This window comes from Burkholderia sp. Bp9090, from assembly GCF_003857985.1.
Lineage (GTDB): Bacteria > Pseudomonadota > Gammaproteobacteria > Burkholderiales > Burkholderiaceae > Burkholderia.
In genome coordinates this window covers 130528-152616 of record NZ_QTPV01000007.1, presented here as the reverse complement: position 1 = coordinate 152616, position 22089 = coordinate 130528, and the positions used below count along the sequence as shown (strand labels likewise).

The following is a 22089-nucleotide window of genomic DNA, read 5'->3' as shown; positions in this document are numbered from 1 at the left end:
CCGGTTTCACCGACAAGGGAGCTGAGAGACATGCAGAGAGAAACCGTATTCGACCTGATCGGCGTCGGCTTCGGGCCGTCGAACCTGGCGCTGGCCGTGCGCCTCGCGGAACGCCACGGCACGCGTCCGTTCGCGCATTGCTTCGTCGAACGCCAGCCGGAATTCGGCTGGCACCGCGGCATGCTGCTCGACGACTGCCGGATGCAGATCTCGTTTCTGAAGGATCTCGTCACGATGCGCGATCCGAAGAGCCGCTACACGTTCATCAACTATCTGTTCGAACGCGGCCGGCTGAACGAATTCGTCAACCTGAAGAACTTCTATCCGACCCGCGTCGAATTCCACGACTACCTGAGCTGGGTCGCCGGCGCGTTCGACGAACACGTCCACTACAGCGAAACCGTCACGGCGATCGAGCCCGTGCGCGGCGACGGCGCGCGCGTCGACGCGCTGCGCGTGTTGTCGCGCGATGCGGCCGGCCACGAACGCCAGCGCGTGACGCGTGCGCTGTCGGTCGGCGTCGGCGGCACGCCGGCGGTGCCGGACGCGTTCGCCGCGCTCGGTCGCGACCGCGTGATCCATTCGTCATCCTACCTGACCGACATCGACCGGCTGGTCGCATCGCCGGACGGCGAGCGCCGTCGCGTCGCGGTGATCGGCGCGGGGCAGAGCGCGGCCGAGGTGTTCATCGACCTCGCGCGCCGCTTCCCGCACGTCGACGCGAGCCTCGTGATGCGCGCGGGCGCACTGAAACCGGCCGACGACAGCCCGTTCGTCAACGAGATCTTCAGCCCGGCGTTCACCGACGTCGTCTACGCGCAGCCGCACGACGCGCGCCGCGCGCTGCTCGAGCGCTATCGCGACACCAACTACGCGGTGGTCGACCGGCCGCTGATCGAGCAGATCTACGAAATGCTGTACCTGCAGCGCATCGACGGCACGCCGCGTCACGCGCTGCGCGCGAACAGCGCGATCGAGGCCGCGGTGCGCACCGCCGACGGCCGCATCGAGCTGACGCTGCGCGACCGGATGAGCGGCGCGACGCACGTCGAACGCTTCGACGCGCTGGTGCTGGCGACCGGCTACCGGCGCGACACGCATTCGGCGCTGCTCGAAGGACTCGCGCCGCACCTGGGCGATGCGCTCACGCGCGGCGACGTCACGCGCGACTACCTGCTCGCGACGCCCGAGCACTTCGCGCCGCGCATCTACCTGCAAGGCTGCTGCGAAGACAGCCACGGCCTGTCCGACACGCTGCTGTCGGTCCTCGCGCGCCGCGCGGACGAGATCTGCGCGTCGCTCGAGGAAGGGATCGCGCCCGGCCATGACGACGGGGCGGTCCGGGCGCTGCATGAACAACGACACCAAAACGGGGCGAGCGCGGGCCGCATGGCTTTCGCTCTTTGACAAAGGCGCGGTCGGAGACCGCATCAAGAAAGTGGAGCAGAGAAAGATGGAGTGGGCAACAGGCACGCGTGTGCGTGCGATCGCAGCCGCGGCGAGCGTGGCGTTCGGGATGGCGGCAGGGCATGCATACGCCCAGACGGCGCCGGCCGTGAACGCAGGTGCCGCGGTGTCGGCCGGCGGTGCGCAGAACGGTGCGGCGGCTAGTGCGGCGGCAAGCACGTCGACCGGCGCGCAGAATGGCTCGACGTCCGGCACGCTGCCGGCGATCAACGTCAACGCGGGCTCGCAAGGCGACGGCACGGTCGGGCTCGTCGCGAGGCGCAGCCGGACCGGCACCAAGACCGATACGTCGATCAACGAAATCCCGCAGACGATCAACATCGTCACCGCGCAGCAGATCGAGATGACCGGCGCGACCGACGTGAACGCGGCGCTGCGCTACGTGCCGGGTTTCTCGTCGTACGGCTCGGACAACCGTTCCGACTGGTACGCGGCGCTGCGCGGCTTCACGCCGACCGCGTACGTGAACGGCCTGCAGGTGCCGAACACGCTGAACCTGTCGAGCTGGCGCGTCGATCCGTACATGATCGACAGCATCACCGTGCTGCGCGGGCCGACGTCGGTGCTGTACGGCGCCGGCGACCCGGGCGCGATCATCGACGTGCAGACCAAGACGGCCGACGGCGAGCGCGTGCGCGAAGCCGGCGTGCAGTTCGGCAACTATGCGCGCAAGCAGTTCATGATCGACGTCGGCGACAAGCTCGATGCGGACGGCAAGTATGCGTACCGGTTCGTCGGCGTCGCGCGCGACGGCAACGCGCTGACCGGCCCGAACAACGACCAGCGCGTCGCGCTCGCGCCGTCGTTCCGCTGGCGCCCGGACGCGGATACGTCGCTGACGCTGTCCGCCACCTACCTGCAGGACTGGGGCGACATCTCGTCGAACTTCCTGCCGGCGCAAGGCACGGTGTTGCCGAACCCGAACGGGCAGCTCAGCAAGGACGTCTACGGCGGCGACCCGGATTTCAACTACTACCGCAAGAAGCAGTGGTCGCTCGGCTACCAGTTCGAGCGGAATCTGAATTCGATGTGGACGTTCCGCCAGAACGTGCGCTGGATGCACCTGTCGCTCGACAACGGCTCGGTGTTCGGCGCGGGCTTCGCGGACGGCAGCCTGACCGACATCAACCGCTGGGCCGGCGTGTTCCAGACGAACTACAGCCGCTTCGACATCGACAACAACCTGCAGGGCCGCTTCGGCACGGGGCCGCTGGAGCACACGCTGCTGCTCGGCTTCCAGTACAACCGGCAGACCGCGACCGACAGCGAATGGCTGGCCGCCGCGCCGACGCTGAACATCTACAACCCGGTCTACACGCCCGTCACGCTGTCCGTGTTCTCGCCGCCGAATACCACGTACCGCACCAACACGTACACGACGATGAACACGTTCGGGCTGTACGTGCAGGACCAGGTCAAGTGGAACCGCTGGACGCTGACGCTCGGCGGCCGCGAGGACTGGGTCAACCAGCGGATGGACGACCGCGAGGGCGGCACGCAGTCGAAGGCCGACATCAGTGCGTTCACCGGCCGCGTGGGCCTCACCTACCAGGGCGACTACGGGCTGTCGCCGTACGTCAGCTACGCGACGTCGTTCAACCCGCTGATCGGCGTGAACCTGTACGGCGGCGGCCTGCCGCAGCCGACCCGCGGCAAGCAGATCGAGGCCGGCCTGCGCTGGCAGCCGCCCGGCAAGAACCTGATGCTGAGCGCGGCGATCTACCAGATCAACCAGACCAACGTGCTCACGTCGACGCCGCTCAATCTCGATCCGTCCGGCACGACGTCGGTCCAGACGGGCGAAGTGCGCTCGCGCGGGATCGAGCTGAACGCGACCGGCAAGCTCACGCGGAACCTGTCGCTGATCGCGTCCTACGTCTACCAGGACGTGAAGAACGTGAAGGCGAACGACGCATCGCTGAACAACTGGCCGGTCGACATTCCGCGACCGCGCCAGATGGCGTCGCTGTGGGCCGACTGGACGTGGCACACGGGGCCGCTCACGGGCTTCGGCCTGGGCGCCGGCGTGCGTTACCAGAGCGCGTCGGCCGGTGCGGCCGACAACTCGCTGACGGTCGCGAGCTACACGCTGTTCGACGCGGGCGTGCACTACGACACGCGCAACTGGCGCTTCGCCGTGAACGGGACGAACCTGTTCAACCGCCACTACATCAGCGGTTGCCAGTCGACGAGCGTCTGCATTTTCGGGACCGACCGCACGGTGCTCGCCACCGCGAAATACAACTGGTGACGCCGCGCGCCGCGGCGCGCCGGCCGGCCTTCGGGCCGGCGCGGGCGGGCCGCGGCGCCGTCGTCCGTTTTTTCCACGACGCCTCCATGCCGAAGAAAAATCTCGTCTACATCCAGTCGCTGCGCAACGGCGCGGCCGATCGCGCCGGCCAGCCGGTCGCCTACCGGGGCGGCACGCGCTACATGAAGGCGCCGCTCGAATTCCTCGTCGAGCGCCTGAACGACTCGCCGCTCGGCGAACGCTATGCGCTCAAGGGCGTGATCGTCGACGACGACGCAGGCTCGCCGGCCGACCGCGCGAAGGTCGCCGACTACGGCTTCGCGCGCACGCCGGGCCGCCCGTGGATCCTGCCCGACGGGCTGACGGTGCAGGGCCGGCCGGTCGACGAACTGTTCTGCACGATTGCATCGACGTACCGCCGGCTGCCGCGCGACGCACGCGAGCGCGTGACGGGCAAGCAAGCGTTCGAGCGCCGCCTGCTCGAACGCCTGCTCGAACTCGACGCCGACGTGGTCGTGCTCGACGGGCTGCTCGTGATCCTCGACGAGCTCGTGCGTCCCGGCGCGCGCTTTCACCGCCGCATCGCGAACATCCACCCCGGCATTACGGCCGACGCTTCGCCGTACCAGCGGCGCGGTGCGTGGGCGACGCTCGACGCGCTGCACGGCGCGCGCGGCGAACGGGTCGACTGGGCGAGCGGCGCGACCTCGCGCGTCGAACCGGTGACGATGACGGGCGCCTCGTTCCACTACGTCGACAACGGCATCGATTCCGGCGAGGTGATCTGCGACGTGCTCGACACGCCGATCGCGCCGGACGACACGATTCTCGAACTGCGCTGGAACAACTTCCAGCGCAGCCTGTTTCCGGCGCTCGAGCGGGGGCTGCACATCCTCGCCGACCGCCACGACGCGGGAGCACTGTGATGGAAGACACGCTGACGAAACCGGCCAACGCGGCAGACGCGGTCGAAGGCGACGTGGCCGCGGCACGCGACGGCGCCGCGCACGGGCAGGAACCGCCCGCCGTCGAGTGCACGCTCGACGCGTGGCGGCCCGGCGATCCGCCGGCGGCGCTGCTCGCGGAATTCGTCGCGCTGTTCAACACGGACACGCGGCACGACGCGGCGACGGTGTCGGTGCCGCTCGGCGGCGCCGATCCGGCGGCCGTCGCGTCGTACGTCGCGCGCGCGGTGCGCGAAGGCGTGATCGACGGCGCGCGGATCGCGGGCGACCGGCTGCGCGTCACCGCATCGCGCGCGACGTTCTGGCAGAACCCGCGGCCGTGGCTGAAGGCCCCCGCGTCGGGCGGGATGCCGCTGCGCTACACGATCACGAACGGCCACCGGCACCCGGTGCGGCCGCCGTCGCCGGCAGGCGAGATCTATGCGCGCTACATGCCGCAGGTCGGGATGACGTTCAGCCTGCGCACCGTCGACATCGCTGCACATGCGCAGCTGTTCAGCGACTGGATGAACCTCGATCGCGTCGCGCATTTCTGGGATCAGCGCGGCACGCTCGACGAGCACGCCGCGTATCTCGCGGAGCGGCTCGCCGATCCGCACATGCATCCGATGATCGGCTATTTCGACGACACGCCGTTCGGCTATTTCGAGTTCTACTGGGCGAAGGAGGACCGCCTCGCGCCGTTCTACGACGCGCACGATTACGATCGCGGGCTGCACCTGCTGATCGGCGACTCGCGCTTCCAGAGCGCGGGCAAGCTGCATGCATGGTGGAGCGGGGTGCTGCACTACATGTTCGTCGACGAACCGCGCACGCAGCGGCTCGTCGGCGAGCCGCGCGTCGATCACGTGCGGCATATCGCGTACATGCACCGGCTCGGGTTCCATACGTTGAAGGAGTTCGATTTCCCGCACAAGCGCGCGGCGCTTACCGTGATGGAGCGCGAAACATTCTTCGACACTTTCCGGTTGCCGTGACGGGGACGGGGGCGCGAGGCGTCGATTCGTCGATACGTCGATTCGCAAGCATCGACGTTTCGCGCGGCTTGCAGGGGGCGCGCATCGGCCGTTCGGGATATGGATCGGGTGGGCGGCATGAGGAAGAATGGTCGCTCCCTCATCGCAGACAGGTCGTGACGACATGGCAAGCACACCCGCGACAGCATCAGGCGCGATCCCGCATCAGCGCCGCCCGATATTGACATATGCCGGCATATGCCTAGAGTGGGTGCATCGTACTCCATTGGAGTGGCTCATGCGCACCGTTTCCATTTTCAAGAACGCCCGTAACCAGGCAATCCGCATCCCGAAGGACATGGAATTCGAGGGGGTGACGGAACTCGAGATCCGCCGCGAGGGCGACACGTTGCTGCTGCGGCCGGTGCGGCCGACGTGGCTGTCGCTCGCGAGTGAACCGCTGGCCGATGCCGACCTCCTCGTCGAGCGCCAGGCTGTCGTCGAATCCGGCCGTTTCGACTTGTCCGGCGCCGATGACGCCGCACCGACGGAGTCGGGCCGGTGACCACGCTCTACATGCTCGATACGAACATCTGTTCGTTGATCATGCGCGAGCGACCGTCCGTGGTGTTGTCCCGGCTGCAGTCGTGCGTCAATGCGCAGCACCGGATCGTCGTGTCGGCGATTACCTATGCGGAAATGCGGTTCGGCGCGGTCGGCAGAAAGGCATCGCCGAAGCATGCGGAACTCGTGACGGCCTTTGTCGCTCGGCTGGACGGCGTGCTGTCGTGGGATACCGCGGCGGTCGATGCAACGGCGGCGATTCGCGCCGACCTCGCCGCGCGCGGCACGCCGATCGGCGCAAACGATGCGTCGATCGCCGGTCACGCGATCGCGGCCGGTGCCGTGCTCGTCACGAACAATCGTCGCGAGTTCGGCCGCGTCGCGGGGTTGTCGCTCGAAGACTGGGCGGCCTCGGCCTGAGGTCGTGAATGCGCGATGGCGTGGCGCCCGCGCGGTCGCACGTCACGCGCGAGGAACAGGCGGATCCGCGAGGAAGGCGCTGCGGAACGCGTCGAGATACCGGTCGGCGTCAGCGCTGAATTCCCCCGGCAGCAGCGCGAACGCGCGGGCCTGCAGATCCTGCCCGAGCGTCGCGTAGATTGCTTCGTCGGACAACAGCGCGCGGATCGCATCGTACGTCTGCGGCGAAGCAATCCGCTGCGCATCGCGCGCCAGCAGCGCAGCCGCCGCCACCTCAGGCTGGAAACCGTGCTGCTCGAGCAGGTCGGGCGCCACCTCCCAGATGCGCTCGCGATTGCCTGCGTCGTGGAAATGCGTGAGCAGGAACAACAGGTCGTACGCGTCGCTGTTCTGGCGCGCGCGCCGGTCCTTCCACGCGAGCAACTTCAACAGCGCAAGGGCGGGCAGGCTCGCCACCGGCACCGCGACGTCGGCCGCGATCGACACGACCAGCGCCGTATCGATCGCCTCCTGAAAGCCCAGCACGTTCAACACGAAATCGCCGCCAGGCGGCCACGCGATTTCGCCGGGCGGCGTTTCGAGCGGGCCGAACGGCACGAGATCGAGTTCCGTGCGAAAGCCTTGCGTCCCGCTGTCGAACAGCAGTTTCTGCCGATGCTTCGGCGCACGCGCGAATTGCCCGGTCGCGACGAGCGCATCGACGAGCCGTTCGTGAAACGGCCAGCTCACCGCGCACACCGCGACGTCGACGTCCCGCGTCGCACGCACCGGGCGGATGCCGTGGACATGCCACATCAGGATGTCGCGCGCGGTCGCACCGGCGACGACGAATGCCGCGTCGAGCTGCGCGCAGGCCGCGCGGACCGCCTGCAGCAGCGCGACCGCCGCCGGCTCGAGCGGCCGGCGCGCGTCGACTTCAAGCGGGCGGGCGGGCGAGGTATCGGTCATGGATGTGTTCGGCGGCGGCGAGATTGCGACTGTCCCCGGACGAGACGAGATCCGCGTAGATCAGCAGAGGCGGCACGAGCGGCACGTCCTGCTCGCGCCAGTCGAGCGCCGGCGACGGCGGCCAGAAGGCTTCGAGCAGCTCGACGTCGCCACGCTCGTCCGGGCGCAGGCGTGCCTGGAGCAGCAGGCGGTTCGACACGGCGCCATGCGTATAGACGGTGATCGCGGCCGGCTTCAGGTCGTGCGTCAGCAAGTCGGCCGCGGGTTCGCCGCCCAGCCGCGCGTCGAATGCCGCGAAATCGAAGCCGCGCCACCAGTCGGGCGCGAGCGCGGCAAACCGCCGGGCCGGCAGTTTCGCGCGCAGGCGGCTCGGATACAGTGCGACCCATTCCTGCATGAAGCGCGGCCAGTCGGGCATCAGCCGTTCGCCGTTGCGCCGCTGCGCGACAAGGCCGCGCGCGAGCAGGTCGTCCATCGCGAGATTGACCGTGCCGAGCGCGACGCCCGACGCGGCAGCGATCGCCCGGTACGGTTGCGCGACGAGGCCCGGCTGCGTCGCGAGCGCGAACATCACGGCCAGCCCCTTGGGCGTCGTCGCGCGCGATGCCTGCCGGCGCGGCGTGCGGGCGGGTTTCGGCCGGCCGGCGATCATCACGGTCGCTTCCGGCTGGATCAGGCACGCATTGCCGGCCGTATCGAGAAACGGGATGCCTTGATCGGTCAGGCGGGCAGCCAGCTCGACCGATACGTACGGCGCAACCAGCATCAGCGGCCGCTCGCCGGGCAGCGGGGCGCCGCCGCGCCGGCGCAGCGCCGCGCGTGCGTCCTGCACCGATTCGACCCCGATGCTCACCGCCGCCGGCATCTCGAAGGCCTGCCCGGCAATGGCGAAACGGATCATCGCGTCGGCATGCGCTTCATAGGCGGCCGGCACGCGCACGGGCCGCGCATGGAAGTGCCGGGTCGCGCGTTCGAACGCGGCGCAGGCTTCGTCGAGCACGTGCTGTTCCGCTATCGGCAGGGTGGCGTTCTCGGGCATCGGGATGGATCGCTTGTTCACTTTTCTGCCAGCGTACACAAAAAATGTACAACCGTCAAAAAATGAACACGAACGCTCAACTCTTTGATAAGGCGAGATTATTCCGGAATGACGAACGGAACTCAACGTGCACTCCCACCTGAGAAATCAAGACGAACTCGCAGTGTCGCGCATCCCGATCGTGGCCGGCAGTCACCCGAATGGCCAGCTTCCTCCCGCCGTGCGATTCGTCGTGTGCCGGCGAGCAGACTGGCAACTCCAGGTTGTCGCCGCGACGACTTTCTGTCTGTCCGGTTGCCGCTCAACCGACTATCCTTGCCTGCACATTCCCCACGGAACCCAGGAGACGACACCGTGACGCACAGCGTGATCCCCGCAGGCCTCGCCGACGAAATGATCGAGATCCGGCACCGCATTCATGCCCACCCCGAACTGGGCTTCGAGGAATTCGCGACGAGCGATCTCGTCGCCGGGCAGTTGCAGGCGTGGGGCTACACGGTGCAGCGCGGGCTCGGCGGCACGGGCGTCGTCGCGCAGCTGAAGGTGGGCAATGGCACGCAGCGCCTCGGCCTGCGTGCCGACATGGATGCGCTGCCGATCCACGAGTCGACCGGCCTGCCGTACCAGAGCACGATCCCCGGCAAGATGCACGCGTGCGGTCACGACGGCCACACGGCGATGCTGCTCGCGGCCGCGAAGCACCTGGCGCGCGAGCGCCGCTTTTCCGGCACGCTGAACCTGATTTTCCAGCCGGCCGAGGAAGGGCTCGGCGGCGCGAAGAAAATGCTCGACGACGGGCTGTTCGAGCAGTTCCCGTGCGACGCGATCTTCGCGATGCACAACATGCCGGGCTTCCCGACGGGCAAGTTCGGCTTCCTGCCGGGGCCGTTCATGGCGTCGTCCGATACCGTGACCATCGACGTGCAGGGGCGCGGCGGCCACGGCGCGGTGCCGCACAAGGCGATCGACCCGGTCGTCGTGTGCGCGCAGATCGTCATCGCGCTGCAGACGATCGTCTCGCGCAACGTATCGCCGCTCGACATGGCGATCGTCACGGTCGGTGCGATCCACGCGGGCGAGGCGCCGAACGTGATTCCCGACCGTGCGCAGATGCGCCTGTCCGTTCGCGCGCTGAAGCCCGAGGTGCGCGACCTGCTCGAGACACGCATCAAGGAAGTCGTTCATGCGCAGGCGGCCGTGTTCGGCGCGACCGCGACGATCGACTACCAGCGTCGCTATCCGGTGCTCGTCAACGATGCGGAGATGACCGCGTTCGCACGGGGCGTCGCGCGCGGGTGGGTCGGCGAAGCGAACCTGATCGACGGGATGGTGCCGCTCACCGGCAGCGAGGATTTCGCGTTCCTGCTCGAGAAGCGGCCGGGCTGCTACCTGATCATCGGCAACGGCGACGGGGAGGGCGGCTGCATGGTGCACAACCCCGGCTACGACTTCAACGACGCGGCGCTGCCGATCGGCGCATCGTACTGGGTCAAGCTGGCGGAGACTTTCCTGGTGTGACGCCGCGGCGCATCGACGTGGGCACCGCCGCCCGGTGCACGCCCGCGCGGCCATGACACCGGCCGCGCGGGACGCATTGGAAACGCGCCAAAGGCGCTACACAAGAGCTACCGCAAACCCTCGCCCAGGCTCATGTTCCATTGGAAAGCGCTCACGCGCTGAATTTGACGCTCCTTGACATCGACGGCACGGGCCGCGTGCTACGCTGCGCGCGACGCCGGATCGGCTCGATGAATACAGGTGTGGACGACATGCGAAAACAGTTTCTGACCGTGCTGACGGCTTGCGCGGTCGGCGTTCTGGCGGCCGGATGCGACGACCAGAAGGTGGCTGACGCGGTGAATGCGATCAAGCCCGATCCGATGGCGTTCGGCAATCTGCAGCCGGGCGTCTCGACGACCGAGGACGTGCCGCGCCAGGCGGGCAAGCCCGAGATGGTCCGGCAGGGCGACGACGGCTCGCAGCGCTTCGAATATCCGCGCGGCCCGTACGGCACGAGCACGTACATGCTCGATTTCGGGCCCGACGGCCGGCTCGTGTCGATCACGCAGGCGCTGACGGCGGCGAACATCGCGAAGGTCGTGCCGGGGATGTCGAAGGACGACGTACGGCAACTGCTCGGCAAGCCGACCGAGGTCGCGCAATACGCGTTGAGCCATGAGGAAGTATGGAGCTGGCACTGGGCCGAGGGCGGCGTATCGGGCGACGCGATGTTCAACGCGCATTTCTCCCCCGACGGCACCGTGATCCGGACTTCGCGCTCGGAAGCGCCGGGCCGCGAAAAACCCTGACCGCGCGGCCGCGCGGTGTCCCGGGGTATTTTTCGTCAGAATACCGTGCCGCCGAACAGCGCGGCTGCCATCTCCGGATTCGATGGCCAGTACATGTGCATGTAGGTCGCGACGATCGGGCCCGCGCGATATACGGCTTCGCCGCTTCCGGGCGCGCCGTCGGGCCGCGCAGCCGTCGCCACCGGCGCCAGCGGCGTATCGAGCCGCGAATAATGAAACGTATGACCGCGCATCGGCCCGGTGCGCGTGTCCAGCTGCTGCATCCCGAGCGCCGCGAACCGGCGCTGCATCGTCGCATGGCCTGACAACAGTCCGAGCATCGGCGTCGTCGCGCCGTCCACGTCGGTCAGCGATTCGCACAGATACACCATCCCTCCGCATTCCGCGACGATCGGCAGGCAGGCCGCCGCATGCGCGCGAATCGTCCGCGCGGTCACGGCATTCGCCGCGAGCGCCGCCGCATGCAGTTCCGGATAGCCGCCCGGCAGGAACAGCGCGTCGCAATCGTCGGGCACGGGTTCGTCCGCAAGCGGCGAAAAGAACCGCAGCTGCGCACCCAGCGCGTCGAGCAGCGCGAGATTGGCCGGATAGATGAACGAGAACGCGGCATCGCGCGCGATCGCGATCCGCTTGCCGGCGAGCACGCGCGGCAGCGCGGCGTGAACGTCCGGTTCCGCGAACGCGACGGCCGGCGGCAATTCGGCGAGCGCCGTCCGCGCGAGCACGTCGGCCGCACGCTCGAGCCGCGCGTCGAGATCGTCGATGTCGGCCGGCTGGTGCAGGCCGAGATGCCGTTCCGGCAGCGCGATGCCCGCATCGGCCGGCACGTGCCCGAGCCAGCGCAGGTCGTCCGGCAGCGCCTGCCGCAGCAGTTCCGCGTGTCGCGGCGACCCGACACGATTGCCCAGCACGCCGTGAAACGGCACCTCCGGCCGGAACCGCGCGAGCCCGAACGCGATCGCCGCGAACGTCTGCGCCATCGACTTCGCGGCAATCACCGCGACGACCGGCACGCCGAACGCGACCGCGAGATCGGCGCTGCTCGGCGTGCCGTCGAACAACCCCATCACGCCTTCGATCAGGATCAGGTCCGCGTCGCGCGCCGCATCGGCGAGCAGCGCGCGGCAGCCGGCTTCGCCGACCATGCCGAGGTCGAGCGCGTGCACGGGCGCGCCGCTCGCGCGTTCGAGCAGCATCGGATCGAGAAAATCCGGCCCGGTCTTGAACACGCGCACGCGCCGGCCGAGCCGCCGGTGCAGCCGCGCGAGGCCGGCCGTCACCGACGTCTTGCCCTGGCCGGACGCGGGCGCGCTGACGAACAGCGCGGGGCAGGCCGGCATCGCTCAGAACTCCACGCCGGGTTGCGCCTTCACGCCTTGCTCCTTGTACGGATGCTTGACGAGACGCATTTCGGTGACGAGGTCGGCCGCGTCGATCAGCGCATCGGGCGCATGCCGCCCGGTGACGACGACGTGCACCGATTCCGGGCGCGCGACGAGCGTCGCGAGCACTTCGTCGAGCGGCAGGTATTCGTACTTCAGCACGGTGTTCAGCTCGTCGAGGATCACCATCCGGTACTCGCCGCTTTCGATCATCCGGCGCGCCTCGTCCCAGCCCTTGCGCGCGGTTGCGATGTCGGCGTCGCGGTTCTGCGTGTTCCACGTATAGCCGTCGCCCATCGTCACGAAGTCGCATTGCGCGACCGCGCCGAGGAAGTCGCGCTCGGACGTGTGCAGCGCGCCCTTGATGAACTGCACGACGCCGAGCCGCATGCCATGGCCGAGCACGCGCACGGCCATGCCGAACGCGGCCGTGCTCTTGCCCTTGCCGTTGCCGGTATTGACGATCAGCAGGCCCTTTTCCTGGGTAGCGGCAGCCTGCTTCTTTTCATGGCCGGCGCGGCGGCGTTCGGTCATCCGCTGATGGGATTCGGCATCGGTCTTCATCGGGAATCGTCCTGTCGAAAGCGAAACAAAAGGTTCAGAGCGGGCCGGCGAGCGCGACCGTCACGCCGTCCCGGATGGATTTGGGGCCGAGCAGCCGGCCGTCGGGCGCCGCGAGCCGCGCGCACGGCTCGGCCACGCCCGCGACGCCGAAACGCGCGAGCGCCGCAGCCGACGGGCCGCTCAAGGCCGGTTCGGGGCACCGCGCGAGCTGCGCCGCGTCGAACGCGACGAGCGGCCAGCCGCGGCGTGCGCACAGCGTGCGCAACGGCCGGGCACGCGCCTTGTCGGCGAGCGTCGCGACGACGGCCGGCTCGGCGCCCGGGTAGCGCGCCAGCGCCGCGCGGATCGCGGCATCGAGTTGCGCGGCCGTCACGCCCGCGCGGAAACCGACGCCGAGCGCGACGCGCATCATGCGCTGCCGCCGAGCGCCGCGCGCACCGCCGGATCGCCGGCGAGCGCCGCGACGCGGCCGATCACGACGATCGCGGGCGAGCCGATACCGGCGGCGCCCACGCGTTCGACGACCGTGTCGAGCGTCGCGAGCGCGTGCCGCTGCCCGTCGCGCGTCGCGTTCTCGATCGCCGCGCACGGCATGTCGCCGGGCACGCCGCCGTCACGCAGCGCGGCCACGATCGTGTCGAGCCGGCGTATGCCCATGTAGATCACGATCGTCATCCGCGTCGCGGCCAGCGCGCGCCAGTCGGGCTCGTCGGCGCCCGCGCCGTGGCCCGTGACGAAGATCACGCCCTGCGCGTCGCCGCGATGCGTGACCGGAATGCCGAGCGCGGCCGGGGCCGCGATACCGGCCGTGATGCCATTGACGACCTCGACCGGGAAACCCGCCGCGCCGAGCGCGAGCAGCTCCTCGCCGCCGCGGCCGAACACGAACGGATCGCCGCCCTTGAGCCGCGCGACGCTGCGGCCCGCGCGCAGGTGCGCGAGCATCGCGGCGACGATCGTTTCCTGCGGCGTCGACGCGTGGCCGCCGCGCTTGCCGACGTGCTCGATGCGCGCGTCGGCGCGCGCATGGCGCAATACATCGGGGTTCACGAGATCGTCGACGAGCAGCACGTCGGCCGCGGCGATCGCGCGCACGGCCTTCAGCGTCAGCAGATCGGCGTCGCCGGGGCCGGCGCCGACGAGCCAGGCGCGGCTCATCGGACGCGGCACGGCGCACACCGTGTCGTGGCAGTGGAAAGGGGACAGCGAGCGGCGCATCGGCGGCCGGCGGACAGGCAAGGCATGACGGATTGGGCGAAGCCCGCGCGAACGCGGGCGGAAAGCGCACCCCATCCGTCCCCCGCGGATCGGGCGTTCGGCGAGCAGCGGGCTCGCCCCTTGCGTCGGCCGGTATCCGGGCTGGCCGCTTGCCAGGCCGCAGCCTTCCCGCCCGCTGAAGGGCAGTGGCATCGCGGGCGGCCTGGGCGCGTGCGGGGGGAACCGCGGCGCGCGGGCGGCGTACCGTTGCGGGGACAGCACAGGCCGGGCGGACTTCCGCCTCCTGTTTCCCGTTTAACTGCGTGCGCGGAATGCGCATGCGAGCACCGAACGCGGCGCATACGATAGCACAGCGGTCGGCCCGCGCGAACCCGCCGCGCGGGCGCCGCAAGCGCCCCCGGCGCGATGCCGCCACCACGCCGGACGCGCCGCGGCGGGCCGTTCCGCCTTTACCTTGACGCTCCCCGCACCGCCGCCTACACTCGCACGCGTTTCGGTGCTCGCGCGCGCTCCTCCGGCGCGCGCAGTTAAACGGGAAACAGGGAGCCTGCCTGCGCCGCAGTCGGGCCAACCTGTGCTGCCCCCGCAACGGTAAGCGAACGCGTCGCGCCCAGCGCGATGCAGCGCCGCTTCGCCGCATGCCTGCCGCATGCGGACGACCGCCACTGGATGCCGCGCATCCGGGAAGGCGAAGCGGCGTGTTCGTCAGCCCGGATACCGGCCGAGACGTTGGGGTTCAGCGCCGCGGGGAGGCGGCGCATCGTCCACGGCCGCAGTTCGCCGGACGCCCGGGCGTTGCCCTTCCTTCGCCGATCCGTCAGCCGCTGCACGCGTGCGGGCCGGGGCGAAGAACGGTCAGCTCCGCGGGCAGGCCGACGACGGCCGTGTTGGCATTCATCATGTCGACCGTTCGCAAAGGAGCATCATGCTCGACTCGTTCTTCCGCCTGTTCAACGACAGCCCGTCCGGGCTGCGCGGCAAAATCGCCGCGATCTATTCATTGCTCGTCGCATTCAACGTCGGCGCGTGGATCTGGGCCTTCATCGCGTTTCGCGACCAGCCCGTGCTGCTGGGTACCGCGCTGCTCGCCTACGTGTTCGGGCTGCGCCACGCGGTCGACGCAGATCATATCGCCGCGATCGACAACGTCACGCGCAAGCTGATGCAGGAGGGCCGCAGCCCGCTCGGCGCGGGCCTGTTCTTCTCGCTCGGCCATTCGACGGTGGTGATCGTGATGTCGGTCGCGGTCGCGCTGACCGCGGCGTCGCTCGCGCGCTTCGAGAGCATGAAGACCTGGGGCGGTGTGATCAGCACGAGCGTGTCGGCGTTCTTCCTGCTGGTGCTCGCGGCCGCGAACCTGCTGATCCTGATCTCCGTGTACCGGACGTTTCGCGCGGCCCGCCGCGGCGAGCCGATCGTCGACGCCGACCTCGACATGCTGATGAACCAGCGCGGCGTGCTGGCCCGCCTGTTCCGGCCGTTGTTCCGCCTCGTGTCGCGCAGCTGGCACCTGTATCCGGTCGGCTTCCTGTTCGGCTTCGGCTTCGATACCGCGACCGAGATCGCGCTGTTCGGCATTTCGGCCACGCAGGTGCAGGGCGGCCTGTCGTTCTGGTCGGTGATGGCGCTGCCGGTGCTGTTTACCGCGGGCATGACGCTCGTCGACACGACCGACGGCATCCTGATGATGGGCGCGTACCGCTGGGCGTACGTGCGGCCGATCCGCAAGATCTACTACAACATGACGATCACGTTCGTGTCGGTGCTGGTTGCCGCGCTGATCGGCGGCATCGAGGTGCTCGCGCTGCTCGCGGACAAACTCTCGCTGCAGGGCCCGGTATGGGATTTCGCGACGATGGTCGCATCGCATTTCGGCATGCTCGGCTACGTCGTGATCGGCCTGTTCGTCGCGTGCTGGATCGTATCGGCCGCGATCTACCGCCTCAAACGCTACGACGAGATCGACGTGACGCTCTCGGCCTGACTCCCTCTTAGATACAGGACCCACCATGACCCTACGCAAGCTTCCCGTCACGATCGTCACGGGCTTTCTCGGCAGCGGCAAGACCACGCTGATGCGCCACATCCTGCAGCATGCAGAAGGCCGCCGCATCGCGGTGATCGTCAACGAATTCGGCGAGCTCGGCATCGACGGCGAAATCCTCAAGGGCTGCGGGATCGGCTGCGAGGATGCCGAGGGCGCCCGCAGCGAAGCGTCGGGCCAGCTGTACGAACTCGCGAACGGCTGCCTGTGCTGCACCGTTCAGGAGGAGTTCTATCCGGTGATGGAAGCGCTCGTCGAGCGCCGCGCCGACATCGATCACGTGCTGATCGAGACGTCGGGCCTCGCGCTGCCGAAGCCGCTCGTGCAGGCCTTCAACTGGCCCACGATCCGCAACAGCTTCACGGTCGACGCGGTCGTGACCGTCGTCGACGGGCCGGCCGCCGCGAGCGGCCAGTTCGCCGAGAACCCGCAGGCCGTCGACGCGCAGCGCCGCGCCGATCCGAACCTCGACCACGAATCGCCGCTGCATGAACTGTTCGCCGACCAGCTGTCGTCCGCCGATCTCGTGATCGTGAACAAGGCCGACCTCGTCGCCGACGCGCAGTTCGCCGCGGTCGAAGCCGCGATTCGCGAGGAGATCCCGCCGCAGGTGAAGATCGTGCGCGCGACGCGCGGCGAGCTTGACCTCGCGATGCTGCTCGGCCTCGAATCGGCATCGGAGGAAACGATCCACCTGCGGCACGACCATCACGGCTCGGCCGACGACGGCGATCACGACCATCACCACGACGAATTCGATTCGGTGGTGGTGTCGGGAGACGCGGGCTCGCGCGAGGCGACGATCGCCGCGCTGCAGCGTGTCGTCGAGACGCACACGATCTACCGCGCGAAAGGCTTCGCGGCGCTGCCCGATGCGCCGATGCGGCTCGTGATCCAGGGCGTCGGCCGTCGCTTCGACAGCTATTTCGACCGTCGCTGGCAGGACGGCGAACCGCGTGCGAGCCGCTTCGTGCTGATCGGCGAGGATCTCGACGCGGCCGCGCTGCAGCGCGCGTTCGACGTCGCGTGCGCGGCCGAGCCGCAACAGGCGTAACGCACGATGCATCTGCTGCGCACCACGCCGGGCGGCTTCGTCGACGATACGCAGGGTGTCGTCCGGATCGACCAGCAGCCGGCTGACATCGTGATCCTGAGCTCGGCCGACACGACGCTGTCGCTTCTGGCCAGCGTCGTGCCGAAGCTGCCGGCCGGCTTTCCGAGCGTGCGGCTCGCGAACGTCACGTTCCTGCGGCAGCCGGCGTCGGTCGATTTCTATGTCGACGACGTGCTGCGTCATGCAAAGACGGTCGTGATCGATCATCTGGGCGGCGAAGCGTACTGGCCGTACGGGATCGAACAGGCCGTGTCGCTCGCGTCGAAACGCAGGCAGCAGCTCGCGATGTTCTCGGGCGACCTGCAGGAAGATCCGAACCTCGTCGCGAAGAGCACGGTCGCGCCGGACCTGTGCCGGTTGTGGTGGCGCTATCTGCGCGAAGGCGGGATGCACAACGCCGAAGCGTTGCTGCGCAGCATCGCGTTCCATACGCTCGGGGTCGGCGACGAACCCGAGCTGCCGCGCCCGCTGCCGGCCGCCGCGCTGTATCACCCGGCGCGCGACCCGGCGAGCGTCGACGACTGGCGTCCGCGCTGGACGCCCGGCGCGCCCGTCGTCGCGATCCTGTTCTATCGCGCGCACTGGCAGGCCGCGAACACCGTCGTGTTCGACGCGCTGGCCGATGCGCTCGTGCGCGAAGGGCTCAATCCGCTGCCGATCGCGGTCACGTCATTGAAGGATGCCGTGAGCCGCGAGGTCATCACGCGGCTGTGCGACACGCACGGTGTCGCGCTCGTGCTGAACACCACGGCCTTCGCGGCCGGCGCGATCGACAGCCCCGAGCCCGACGTGCTCGCCGGCGATGCGCCGGTGCTGCAGGTGATCCTGTCCGGCGGCAACCGCGACGCGTGGGTCGCCGACAACCAGGGGCTGCACGCGCGCGACATCGCGATGCACATCGCGTTGCCCGAAGTCGACGGGCGCATCGTCACCCGCGCGGTGAGCTTCAAGGGGCTGGCATATCGTTGTCCGCACACCGAAGTCGACGTCGTGCGCTACCAGCGGGACGCCGAACGGATCGCGTTCGTCGCGGCGCTCGCGCGCGGCTGGTGCCGGCTGCGCACGCTCGACCCTGCCGACAAGCGCATCGCGCTGATCCTCGCGAATTATCCGCAAAGCGAAGGGCGGATCGGCAACGGCGTCGGGCTCGACACGCCGGCGTCCGCGCTGCGCGTGCTGGCGGCGCTGCGCGACGCGGGCTATAGCGTGGCCGACCTGCCGGCCGACGGCGACGCGCTGATCGCGCGGCTCACCGAAGGCGTGACCAACGACCCGGCCGTGCGCGCATTGCGCCCGGCGTTCCAGAGTTTCGCGCTGGCCGATTACGTCGCGCATTTCGCGCGACTGCCGGCCGCCGTGCGCGACGCGCTGAACGCACGCTGGGGCCCGCCCGAAGCCGATCCGACGCTGCGGCAGGGGCGCTTCACGATCGCCGGCTGGCGCGCGGGCAACGTGTTCGTCGGCATCCAGCCGTCGCGTTCGCGCGGCGAGAACGACTATGCGAGCTACCACGACGCGGATCTCGTGCCGCCGCACGCGTACCTCGCGTTCTATTTCTGGCTGCGCGATGCGTTCGGCATCGACGCGGTCATCCACCTCGGCAAGCACGGCAACCTCGAATGGCTGCCGGGCAAGAGCGTCGCGCTGTCCGACGCGTGCTGGCCCGACCTGACGCTCGGGCCGCTGCCGCACCTGTATCCGTTCATCGTCAACGATCCGGGCGAGGGCAGCCAGGCGAAGCGCCGCGCGCAGGCGGTGATCGTCGATCACCTGATGCCGCCGCTCACGCGCGCGGAAAACTACGGCCCGCTGCAGGATCTCGAACGGCAGGTCGACGAATACTACGAGGCGCTGATGGTCGATGCGCGGCGCGCGAAGCTGCTGCGCAAGACGATCCTCGCGACGATCGCCGAACACCGGCTGCACGACGAACTGAGCGTGTCGCCGCCGCGCGATGCGGGCGACGAAGATGCGTTGCTGACACGCGTCGACGCGTGGCTGTGCGAATTGAAGGAAGCGCAGATTCGCGACGGGCTGCATGTGTTCGGCGCGTCGCCGGCCGACCGTCAGCGCCGCGACACGCTGCTCGCGCTCGCGCGCTTTCCGGTCGGCGACGGCAAGGGCGAACGTGCGGGGCTGATCGGCGCGCTCGCGCGCGATCTCGCGCTCGGCGACGATTTCGATCCGCTCGCGGCCGACTGGGCCGCGCCGTGGACGGGCCCGCGGCCGGCCGTGCTGCAGGCGCTCGACACATCGCCGTGGCGCCATGCGGGCGACACGCGCGAGCGGCTCGAACGGCTCGCGCAGCAGTGGCTCGACGGCGTGTGTGCGGCCGGCACGTCCGGCGCTTCCGGGATCGGCACGACGCCGCCCGGCGACTGGCCGCATACGCTCGCCGTCATCGAACGCGTGCGCGCGACGCTGATGCCCGCGCTCGACGCGTGCGGCGGCGAGGAAATGCGCCAGCTGCTGCGCGGGCTCGATGGCCGCTTCGTGCCGCCGGGGCCGAGCGGCTCGCCGTCGCGCGGCCGCCCCGACGTGCTGCCGACGGGCCGCAACTTCTATTCGGTCGATACGCGCGCGGTGCCGACGCAGGCCGCGTGGTCGCTCGGGCTGAAATCCGCGCAGCAGCTGATCGAACGTCATCTGCAGGATCACGGCGACTATCCGCGCGCGATCGGGCTGTCGGTCTGGGGGACGGCCACGATGCGCACCGGCGGCGACGACATCGCGCAGGCGTTCGCGCTCCTCGGCGTGCGGCCGAAATGGGCGCACGGCAGCCATCGCGTGACCGACTTCGAGATCCTGCCGATCGAGATCTTCGACCGGCCGCGCATCGATGTGACGCTGCGCGTGTCCGGCTTCTTCCGCGACGCGTTCCCGAACCTGATGCACCTGTTCGACGCCGCCGTGCAGGCCGTCGCCGCGCTCGACGAGCCGGAGGCCCTGAACCCGATCCGCGCGCGCGTCGAGCGCGAACGCGCAACGTGGATCGAGCGGGGCGTGGCGCCGGACGAAGCGCGACGCCGTGCCGGCTGGCGCGTGTTCGGCGCGCGGCCGGGCAGCTACGGCGCCGGCCTGCAGGACCTGATCGACCAGCGCCACTGGCAGAGCGACGCCGATCTCGCCGATGCGTACCGCCAGTGGGGCGGCCACGCATACGCGCAGAACAGCGCGGGCGAGCCCGCGCCCGACGTGTTCGGCGAGCGGCTCGCGACGATCGACGTGGTCGTGCAGAACCAGGACAGCCGCGAACACGACATCCTCGATTCGAACGACTACTACCAGTTCCAGGGCGGGATGACGGCGGCCGTCCGGCACCTGTCCGGGCAGCAGCCGAGCATCTATCACGGCGACCATGCGAACCCGGCCGCGCCGAAGATGCGCACGCTGCGCGAGGAGATCGCGCGCGTGATCCGCTCGCGCGTCGTCAATCCGAAATGGCTCGACGGCGTCAAGCGCCATGGCTACAAGGGCGCGGCCGAAATGGCCGCGACCGTCGACTACCTGTACGGCTATGACGCGACCGCGCGCGTGCTGTCGGACCACCAGTACGCGCTCGTCGCCGACGCGTACCTGTTCGACGACGACACGCGCGCGTTCCTCGAACGCCACAACCCGAAGGCGCTGCACGGCATCTGCGAACGCTTCGTCGAAGCGATGCAGCGCGGGCTGTGGCAGCAGCCGGGCGACTATCGCGAGCGGATCGAAGCGGTCTGGCTCGACAGCGAACAACTTCAGGAAGGAGGACGGCGATGACCGATCCGACGACGCAGCACGCACGCGCGGTGTTCCCGTTCGCGGCGCTGGTCGCGCAGCAACCGCTGCAGCAGGCGCTGCTGCTCGCGGCGATCGACCCGTCGCTCGGCGGCGTGCTCGTCAGCGGGCCGCGCGGCACCGCGAAATCGACCGCCGCGCGCGCGCTCGCCGAACTGCTGCCCGAAGGGGCATTCGTCACGCTGCCGCTGTCGGCGAGCGACGAGCAGGTCACGGGCACGCTCGATCTCGCGCATGCGCTCGCCGAAAACGGCGTGCGCTTCCGGCCGGGCCTGCTCGCGCGCGCGCATCGCGGCGTGCTGTACGTCGACGAGGTGAACCTGCTCGCCGACGGGCTCGTCGATACGCTGCTCGACGTCGCCGCGAGCGGCGTAAACGTGGTCGAGCGCGATGGCGTGTCCCATGCGCACGACGCGCGCTTCGTGCTGGTCGGCACGATGAACCCCGAGGAAGGCGAACTGCGCCCGCAATTGCTCGACCGCTTCGGGCTGATGGTCGAGCTCTCGAACTGCTTCGACGCCGCGCAGCGCGAGCAGATCGTGAAGGCGCGCCTCGCGTTCGATCTCGATCCGGATGCGTTTCGCGCACGTCACGCGACTGCACAGCGCGACCTCCGCGACCGCATCCACGCGGCGCGGGCAAAGTTGTCGACGCTGGATTTCGACGATGCGGTTCACGCGCGCGTCAGCGCGCTGTGCATCGACGCGGCCGTCGACGGCCTGCGCGCCGACCTCGTGATGCTGCGGGCCGCGCGCGCGCTCGCGGCGCTGGAACAGGCCGACGCGGTGACGGTGTCAGATGTCGAACGCGTGGCCGACGCGGTGCTGCGGCATCGGCGTCATGCGGGTGCGCCGCCGTCGTCGGGCGCGTCGCAGTCGAATGCAGAGGGCGGCGGCGACCGCGACGACCCTGCGCCGCCGGACCTGCGCCGGCAGCCCGATCATCGACCGGGCGCGGCACGAAACGATGCAACGGCGTCGCAAGGCGACTGGGGCTACCTGCCGACCGAGCCCGCCGGACTGCGCGACGTGAAAGGCGTGGTGCCGCTGCCGCTAAAAAAACGCTGAGCCA

18 protein-coding genes and 2 riboswitches are annotated in these 22089 nt (G+C 69.4%); of the genes, 12 read left to right on the top strand and 6 right to left on the bottom strand.

All coding sequences use genetic code 11. The annotated features are described in order from the left end of the window. Positions 1-30 precede the first annotated feature (30 nt). The 6 genes from DIE16_RS09785 to DIE16_RS09760 all read left to right on the top strand — a co-directional run bounded on the left by DIE16_RS09785 (position 31) and on the right by DIE16_RS09760 (position 6623). On the top strand, positions 31-1407 hold the full coding sequence (locus tag DIE16_RS09785) for a lysine N(6)-hydroxylase/L-ornithine N(5)-oxygenase family protein (protein ID WP_124667007.1): 1377 nt from the start codon (positions 31-33) through the stop codon (positions 1405-1407). A 46-nt stretch (positions 1408-1453) separates the two neighbouring features. Further along, entirely contained in the window at positions 1454-3718 is a 2265-nt protein-coding gene (locus tag DIE16_RS09780) for a TonB-dependent siderophore receptor (protein WP_124892205.1), read from the top strand. An 86-nt stretch (positions 3719-3804) separates the two neighbouring features. Further along, the gene (locus DIE16_RS09775; protein WP_124485516.1) at positions 3805-4644 is read left to right on the top strand and encodes a formyltransferase family protein; all 840 of its coding nucleotides are present in this window, start codon (positions 3805-3807) and stop codon (positions 4642-4644) included. Further along, positions 4644-5660, top strand: a complete 1017-nt coding sequence (locus DIE16_RS09770; protein WP_124892204.1) for a GNAT family N-acetyltransferase — start codon at positions 4644-4646, stop codon at positions 5658-5660. The genes DIE16_RS09775 and DIE16_RS09770 overlap by 1 nt, the downstream gene beginning before the upstream one ends. Before the next feature lie 277 nt (positions 5661-5937). Continuing rightward, positions 5938-6204, top strand: coding sequence for a type II toxin-antitoxin system VapB family antitoxin (gene vapB, locus DIE16_RS09765; RefSeq protein WP_124667003.1), 267 nt, complete (start codon positions 5938-5940; stop codon positions 6202-6204). Continuing rightward, positions 6201-6623 carry a PIN domain-containing protein gene (locus DIE16_RS09760; RefSeq protein WP_124485512.1) on the top strand — a complete coding sequence of 141 codons (423 nt, stop codon included), beginning with the start codon at positions 6201-6203 and terminating at the stop codon, positions 6621-6623. Before vapB ends, DIE16_RS09760 begins: the two co-directional genes overlap by 4 nt. A 42-nt stretch (positions 6624-6665) precedes the next feature. Here the strand turns inward: DIE16_RS09760 and DIE16_RS09755 are convergent, their stop codons facing one another. Both DIE16_RS09755 and DIE16_RS09750 read right to left on the bottom strand, forming a co-directional pair. Beyond that, positions 6666-7571 (bottom strand): nucleotidyl transferase AbiEii/AbiGii toxin family protein, encoded by a 906-nt coding sequence (locus DIE16_RS09755; protein WP_124892203.1) that lies wholly within the window; start codon positions 7569-7571, stop codon positions 6666-6668. Next, on the bottom strand, positions 7540-8610 hold the full coding sequence (locus tag DIE16_RS09750; RefSeq protein WP_124892226.1) for a type IV toxin-antitoxin system AbiEi family antitoxin: 1071 nt from the start codon (positions 8608-8610) through the stop codon (positions 7540-7542). The genes DIE16_RS09755 and DIE16_RS09750 overlap by 32 nt, the downstream gene beginning before the upstream one ends. 354 nt (positions 8611-8964) lie before the next feature. Between DIE16_RS09750 and DIE16_RS09745 the strand changes: the two genes are divergently transcribed. Continuing rightward, the gene (locus tag DIE16_RS09745) at positions 8965-10128 is read left to right on the top strand and encodes a M20 aminoacylase family protein (RefSeq protein WP_124485510.1); all 1164 of its coding nucleotides are present in this window, start codon (positions 8965-8967) and stop codon (positions 10126-10128) included. A 251-nt stretch (positions 10129-10379) separates the two neighbouring features. Beyond that, a complete protein-coding gene (bamE, locus tag DIE16_RS09740) occupies positions 10380-10919 on the top strand; it encodes an outer membrane protein assembly factor BamE (RefSeq protein WP_124892202.1) in 540 nt (179 codons plus the stop codon). A 35-nt stretch (positions 10920-10954) separates the two neighbouring features. On the opposite strand, the gene DIE16_RS09735 is transcribed toward bamE, so the two are convergent. Genes DIE16_RS09735 through cobA form a run of 4 tightly spaced genes read right to left on the bottom strand, consistent with a single transcriptional unit; the run spans position 10955 to position 14083 of the window. Further along, entirely contained in the window at positions 10955-12259 is a 1305-nt protein-coding gene (locus tag DIE16_RS09735) for a cobyrinate a,c-diamide synthase (protein ID WP_124892201.1), read from the bottom strand. Positions 12260-12262: 3 nt separating this feature from the next. Further along, positions 12263-12865, bottom strand: coding sequence for a cob(I)yrinic acid a,c-diamide adenosyltransferase (gene cobO / locus DIE16_RS09730; RefSeq protein ID WP_044843565.1), 603 nt, complete (start codon positions 12863-12865; stop codon positions 12263-12265). Positions 12866-12899: 34 nt separating this feature from the next. Continuing rightward, positions 12900-13277, bottom strand: coding sequence for a cobalamin biosynthesis protein (locus DIE16_RS09725; RefSeq protein WP_124892200.1), 378 nt, complete (start codon positions 13275-13277; stop codon positions 12900-12902). After that, on the bottom strand, positions 13274-14083 hold the full coding sequence (cobA, locus tag DIE16_RS09720) for a uroporphyrinogen-III C-methyltransferase (protein ID WP_185500366.1): 810 nt from the start codon (positions 14081-14083) through the stop codon (positions 13274-13276). Before cobA ends, DIE16_RS09725 begins: the two co-directional genes overlap by 4 nt. A gap of 109 nt (positions 14084-14192) precedes the next feature. After that, a riboswitch (cobalamin riboswitch) is annotated at positions 14193-14429 on the bottom strand. Positions 14430-14560: 131 nt separating this feature from the next. Further along, positions 14561-14824: riboswitch (cobalamin riboswitch) on the top strand. A 184-nt stretch (positions 14825-15008) separates the two neighbouring features. Here cobA and DIE16_RS09715 point away from each other — a divergent pair. The 4 genes from DIE16_RS09715 to DIE16_RS09700 are packed head-to-tail and all read left to right on the top strand — an operon-like array spanning position 15009 to position 22085. Beyond that, the gene (locus DIE16_RS09715) at positions 15009-16067 is read left to right on the top strand and encodes a HoxN/HupN/NixA family nickel/cobalt transporter (protein ID WP_124892199.1); all 1059 of its coding nucleotides are present in this window, start codon (positions 15009-15011) and stop codon (positions 16065-16067) included. Positions 16068-16092: 25 nt separating this feature from the next. Next, the gene (gene cobW / locus DIE16_RS09710; RefSeq protein ID WP_124570484.1) at positions 16093-17181 is read left to right on the top strand and encodes a cobalamin biosynthesis protein CobW; all 1089 of its coding nucleotides are present in this window, start codon (positions 16093-16095) and stop codon (positions 17179-17181) included. 6 nt (positions 17182-17187) lie between these two features. Further along, positions 17188-21000, top strand: a complete 3813-nt coding sequence (cobN, locus tag DIE16_RS09705) for a cobaltochelatase subunit CobN (RefSeq protein WP_124892198.1) — start codon at positions 17188-17190, stop codon at positions 20998-21000. Beyond that, positions 20997-22085, top strand: coding sequence for an ATP-binding protein (locus tag DIE16_RS09700; RefSeq protein ID WP_124892197.1), 1089 nt, complete (start codon positions 20997-20999; stop codon positions 22083-22085). The genes cobN and DIE16_RS09700 overlap by 4 nt, the downstream gene beginning before the upstream one ends. The last annotated feature ends 4 nt before the right edge of the window (positions 22086-22089 follow it).

Coding starts and splice junctions, on each gene's coding strand:
- DIE16_RS09785 (WP_124667007.1), top strand. CDS start 31: ATGCAGAGAGAAACCGTATTCGACCTGATCGGCGTCGGCTTCGGGCCG.
- DIE16_RS09780 (WP_124892205.1), top strand. CDS start 1,454: ATGGAGTGGGCAACAGGCACGCGTGTGCGTGCGATCGCAGCCGCGGCG.
- DIE16_RS09775 (WP_124485516.1), top strand. CDS start 3,805: ATGCCGAAGAAAAATCTCGTCTACATCCAGTCGCTGCGCAACGGCGCG.
- DIE16_RS09770 (WP_124892204.1), top strand. CDS start 4,644: ATGGAAGACACGCTGACGAAACCGGCCAACGCGGCAGACGCGGTCGAA.
- vapB (WP_124667003.1), top strand. CDS start 5,938: ATGCGCACCGTTTCCATTTTCAAGAACGCCCGTAACCAGGCAATCCGC.
- DIE16_RS09755 (WP_124892203.1), bottom strand. CDS start 7,571: ATGACCGATACCTCGCCCGCCCGCCCGCTTGAAGTCGACGCGCGCCGG.
- DIE16_RS09750 (WP_124892226.1), bottom strand. CDS start 8,610: ATGCCCGAGAACGCCACCCTGCCGATAGCGGAACAGCACGTGCTCGAC.
- bamE (WP_124892202.1), top strand. CDS start 10,380: ATGCGAAAACAGTTTCTGACCGTGCTGACGGCTTGCGCGGTCGGCGTT.
- DIE16_RS09735 (WP_124892201.1), bottom strand. CDS start 12,259: ATGCCGGCCTGCCCCGCGCTGTTCGTCAGCGCGCCCGCGTCCGGCCAG.
- cobO (WP_044843565.1), bottom strand. CDS start 12,865: ATGAAGACCGATGCCGAATCCCATCAGCGGATGACCGAACGCCGCCGC.
- DIE16_RS09725 (WP_124892200.1), bottom strand. CDS start 13,277: ATGATGCGCGTCGCGCTCGGCGTCGGTTTCCGCGCGGGCGTGACGGCC.
- cobA (WP_185500366.1), bottom strand. CDS start 14,083: ATGCGCCGCTCGCTGTCCCCTTTCCACTGCCACGACACGGTGTGCGCC.
- DIE16_RS09715 (WP_124892199.1), top strand. CDS start 15,009: ATGCTCGACTCGTTCTTCCGCCTGTTCAACGACAGCCCGTCCGGGCTG.
- cobW (WP_124570484.1), top strand. CDS start 16,093: ATGACCCTACGCAAGCTTCCCGTCACGATCGTCACGGGCTTTCTCGGC.
- cobN (WP_124892198.1), top strand. CDS start 17,188: ATGCATCTGCTGCGCACCACGCCGGGCGGCTTCGTCGACGATACGCAG.
- DIE16_RS09700 (WP_124892197.1), top strand. CDS start 20,997: ATGACCGATCCGACGACGCAGCACGCACGCGCGGTGTTCCCGTTCGCG.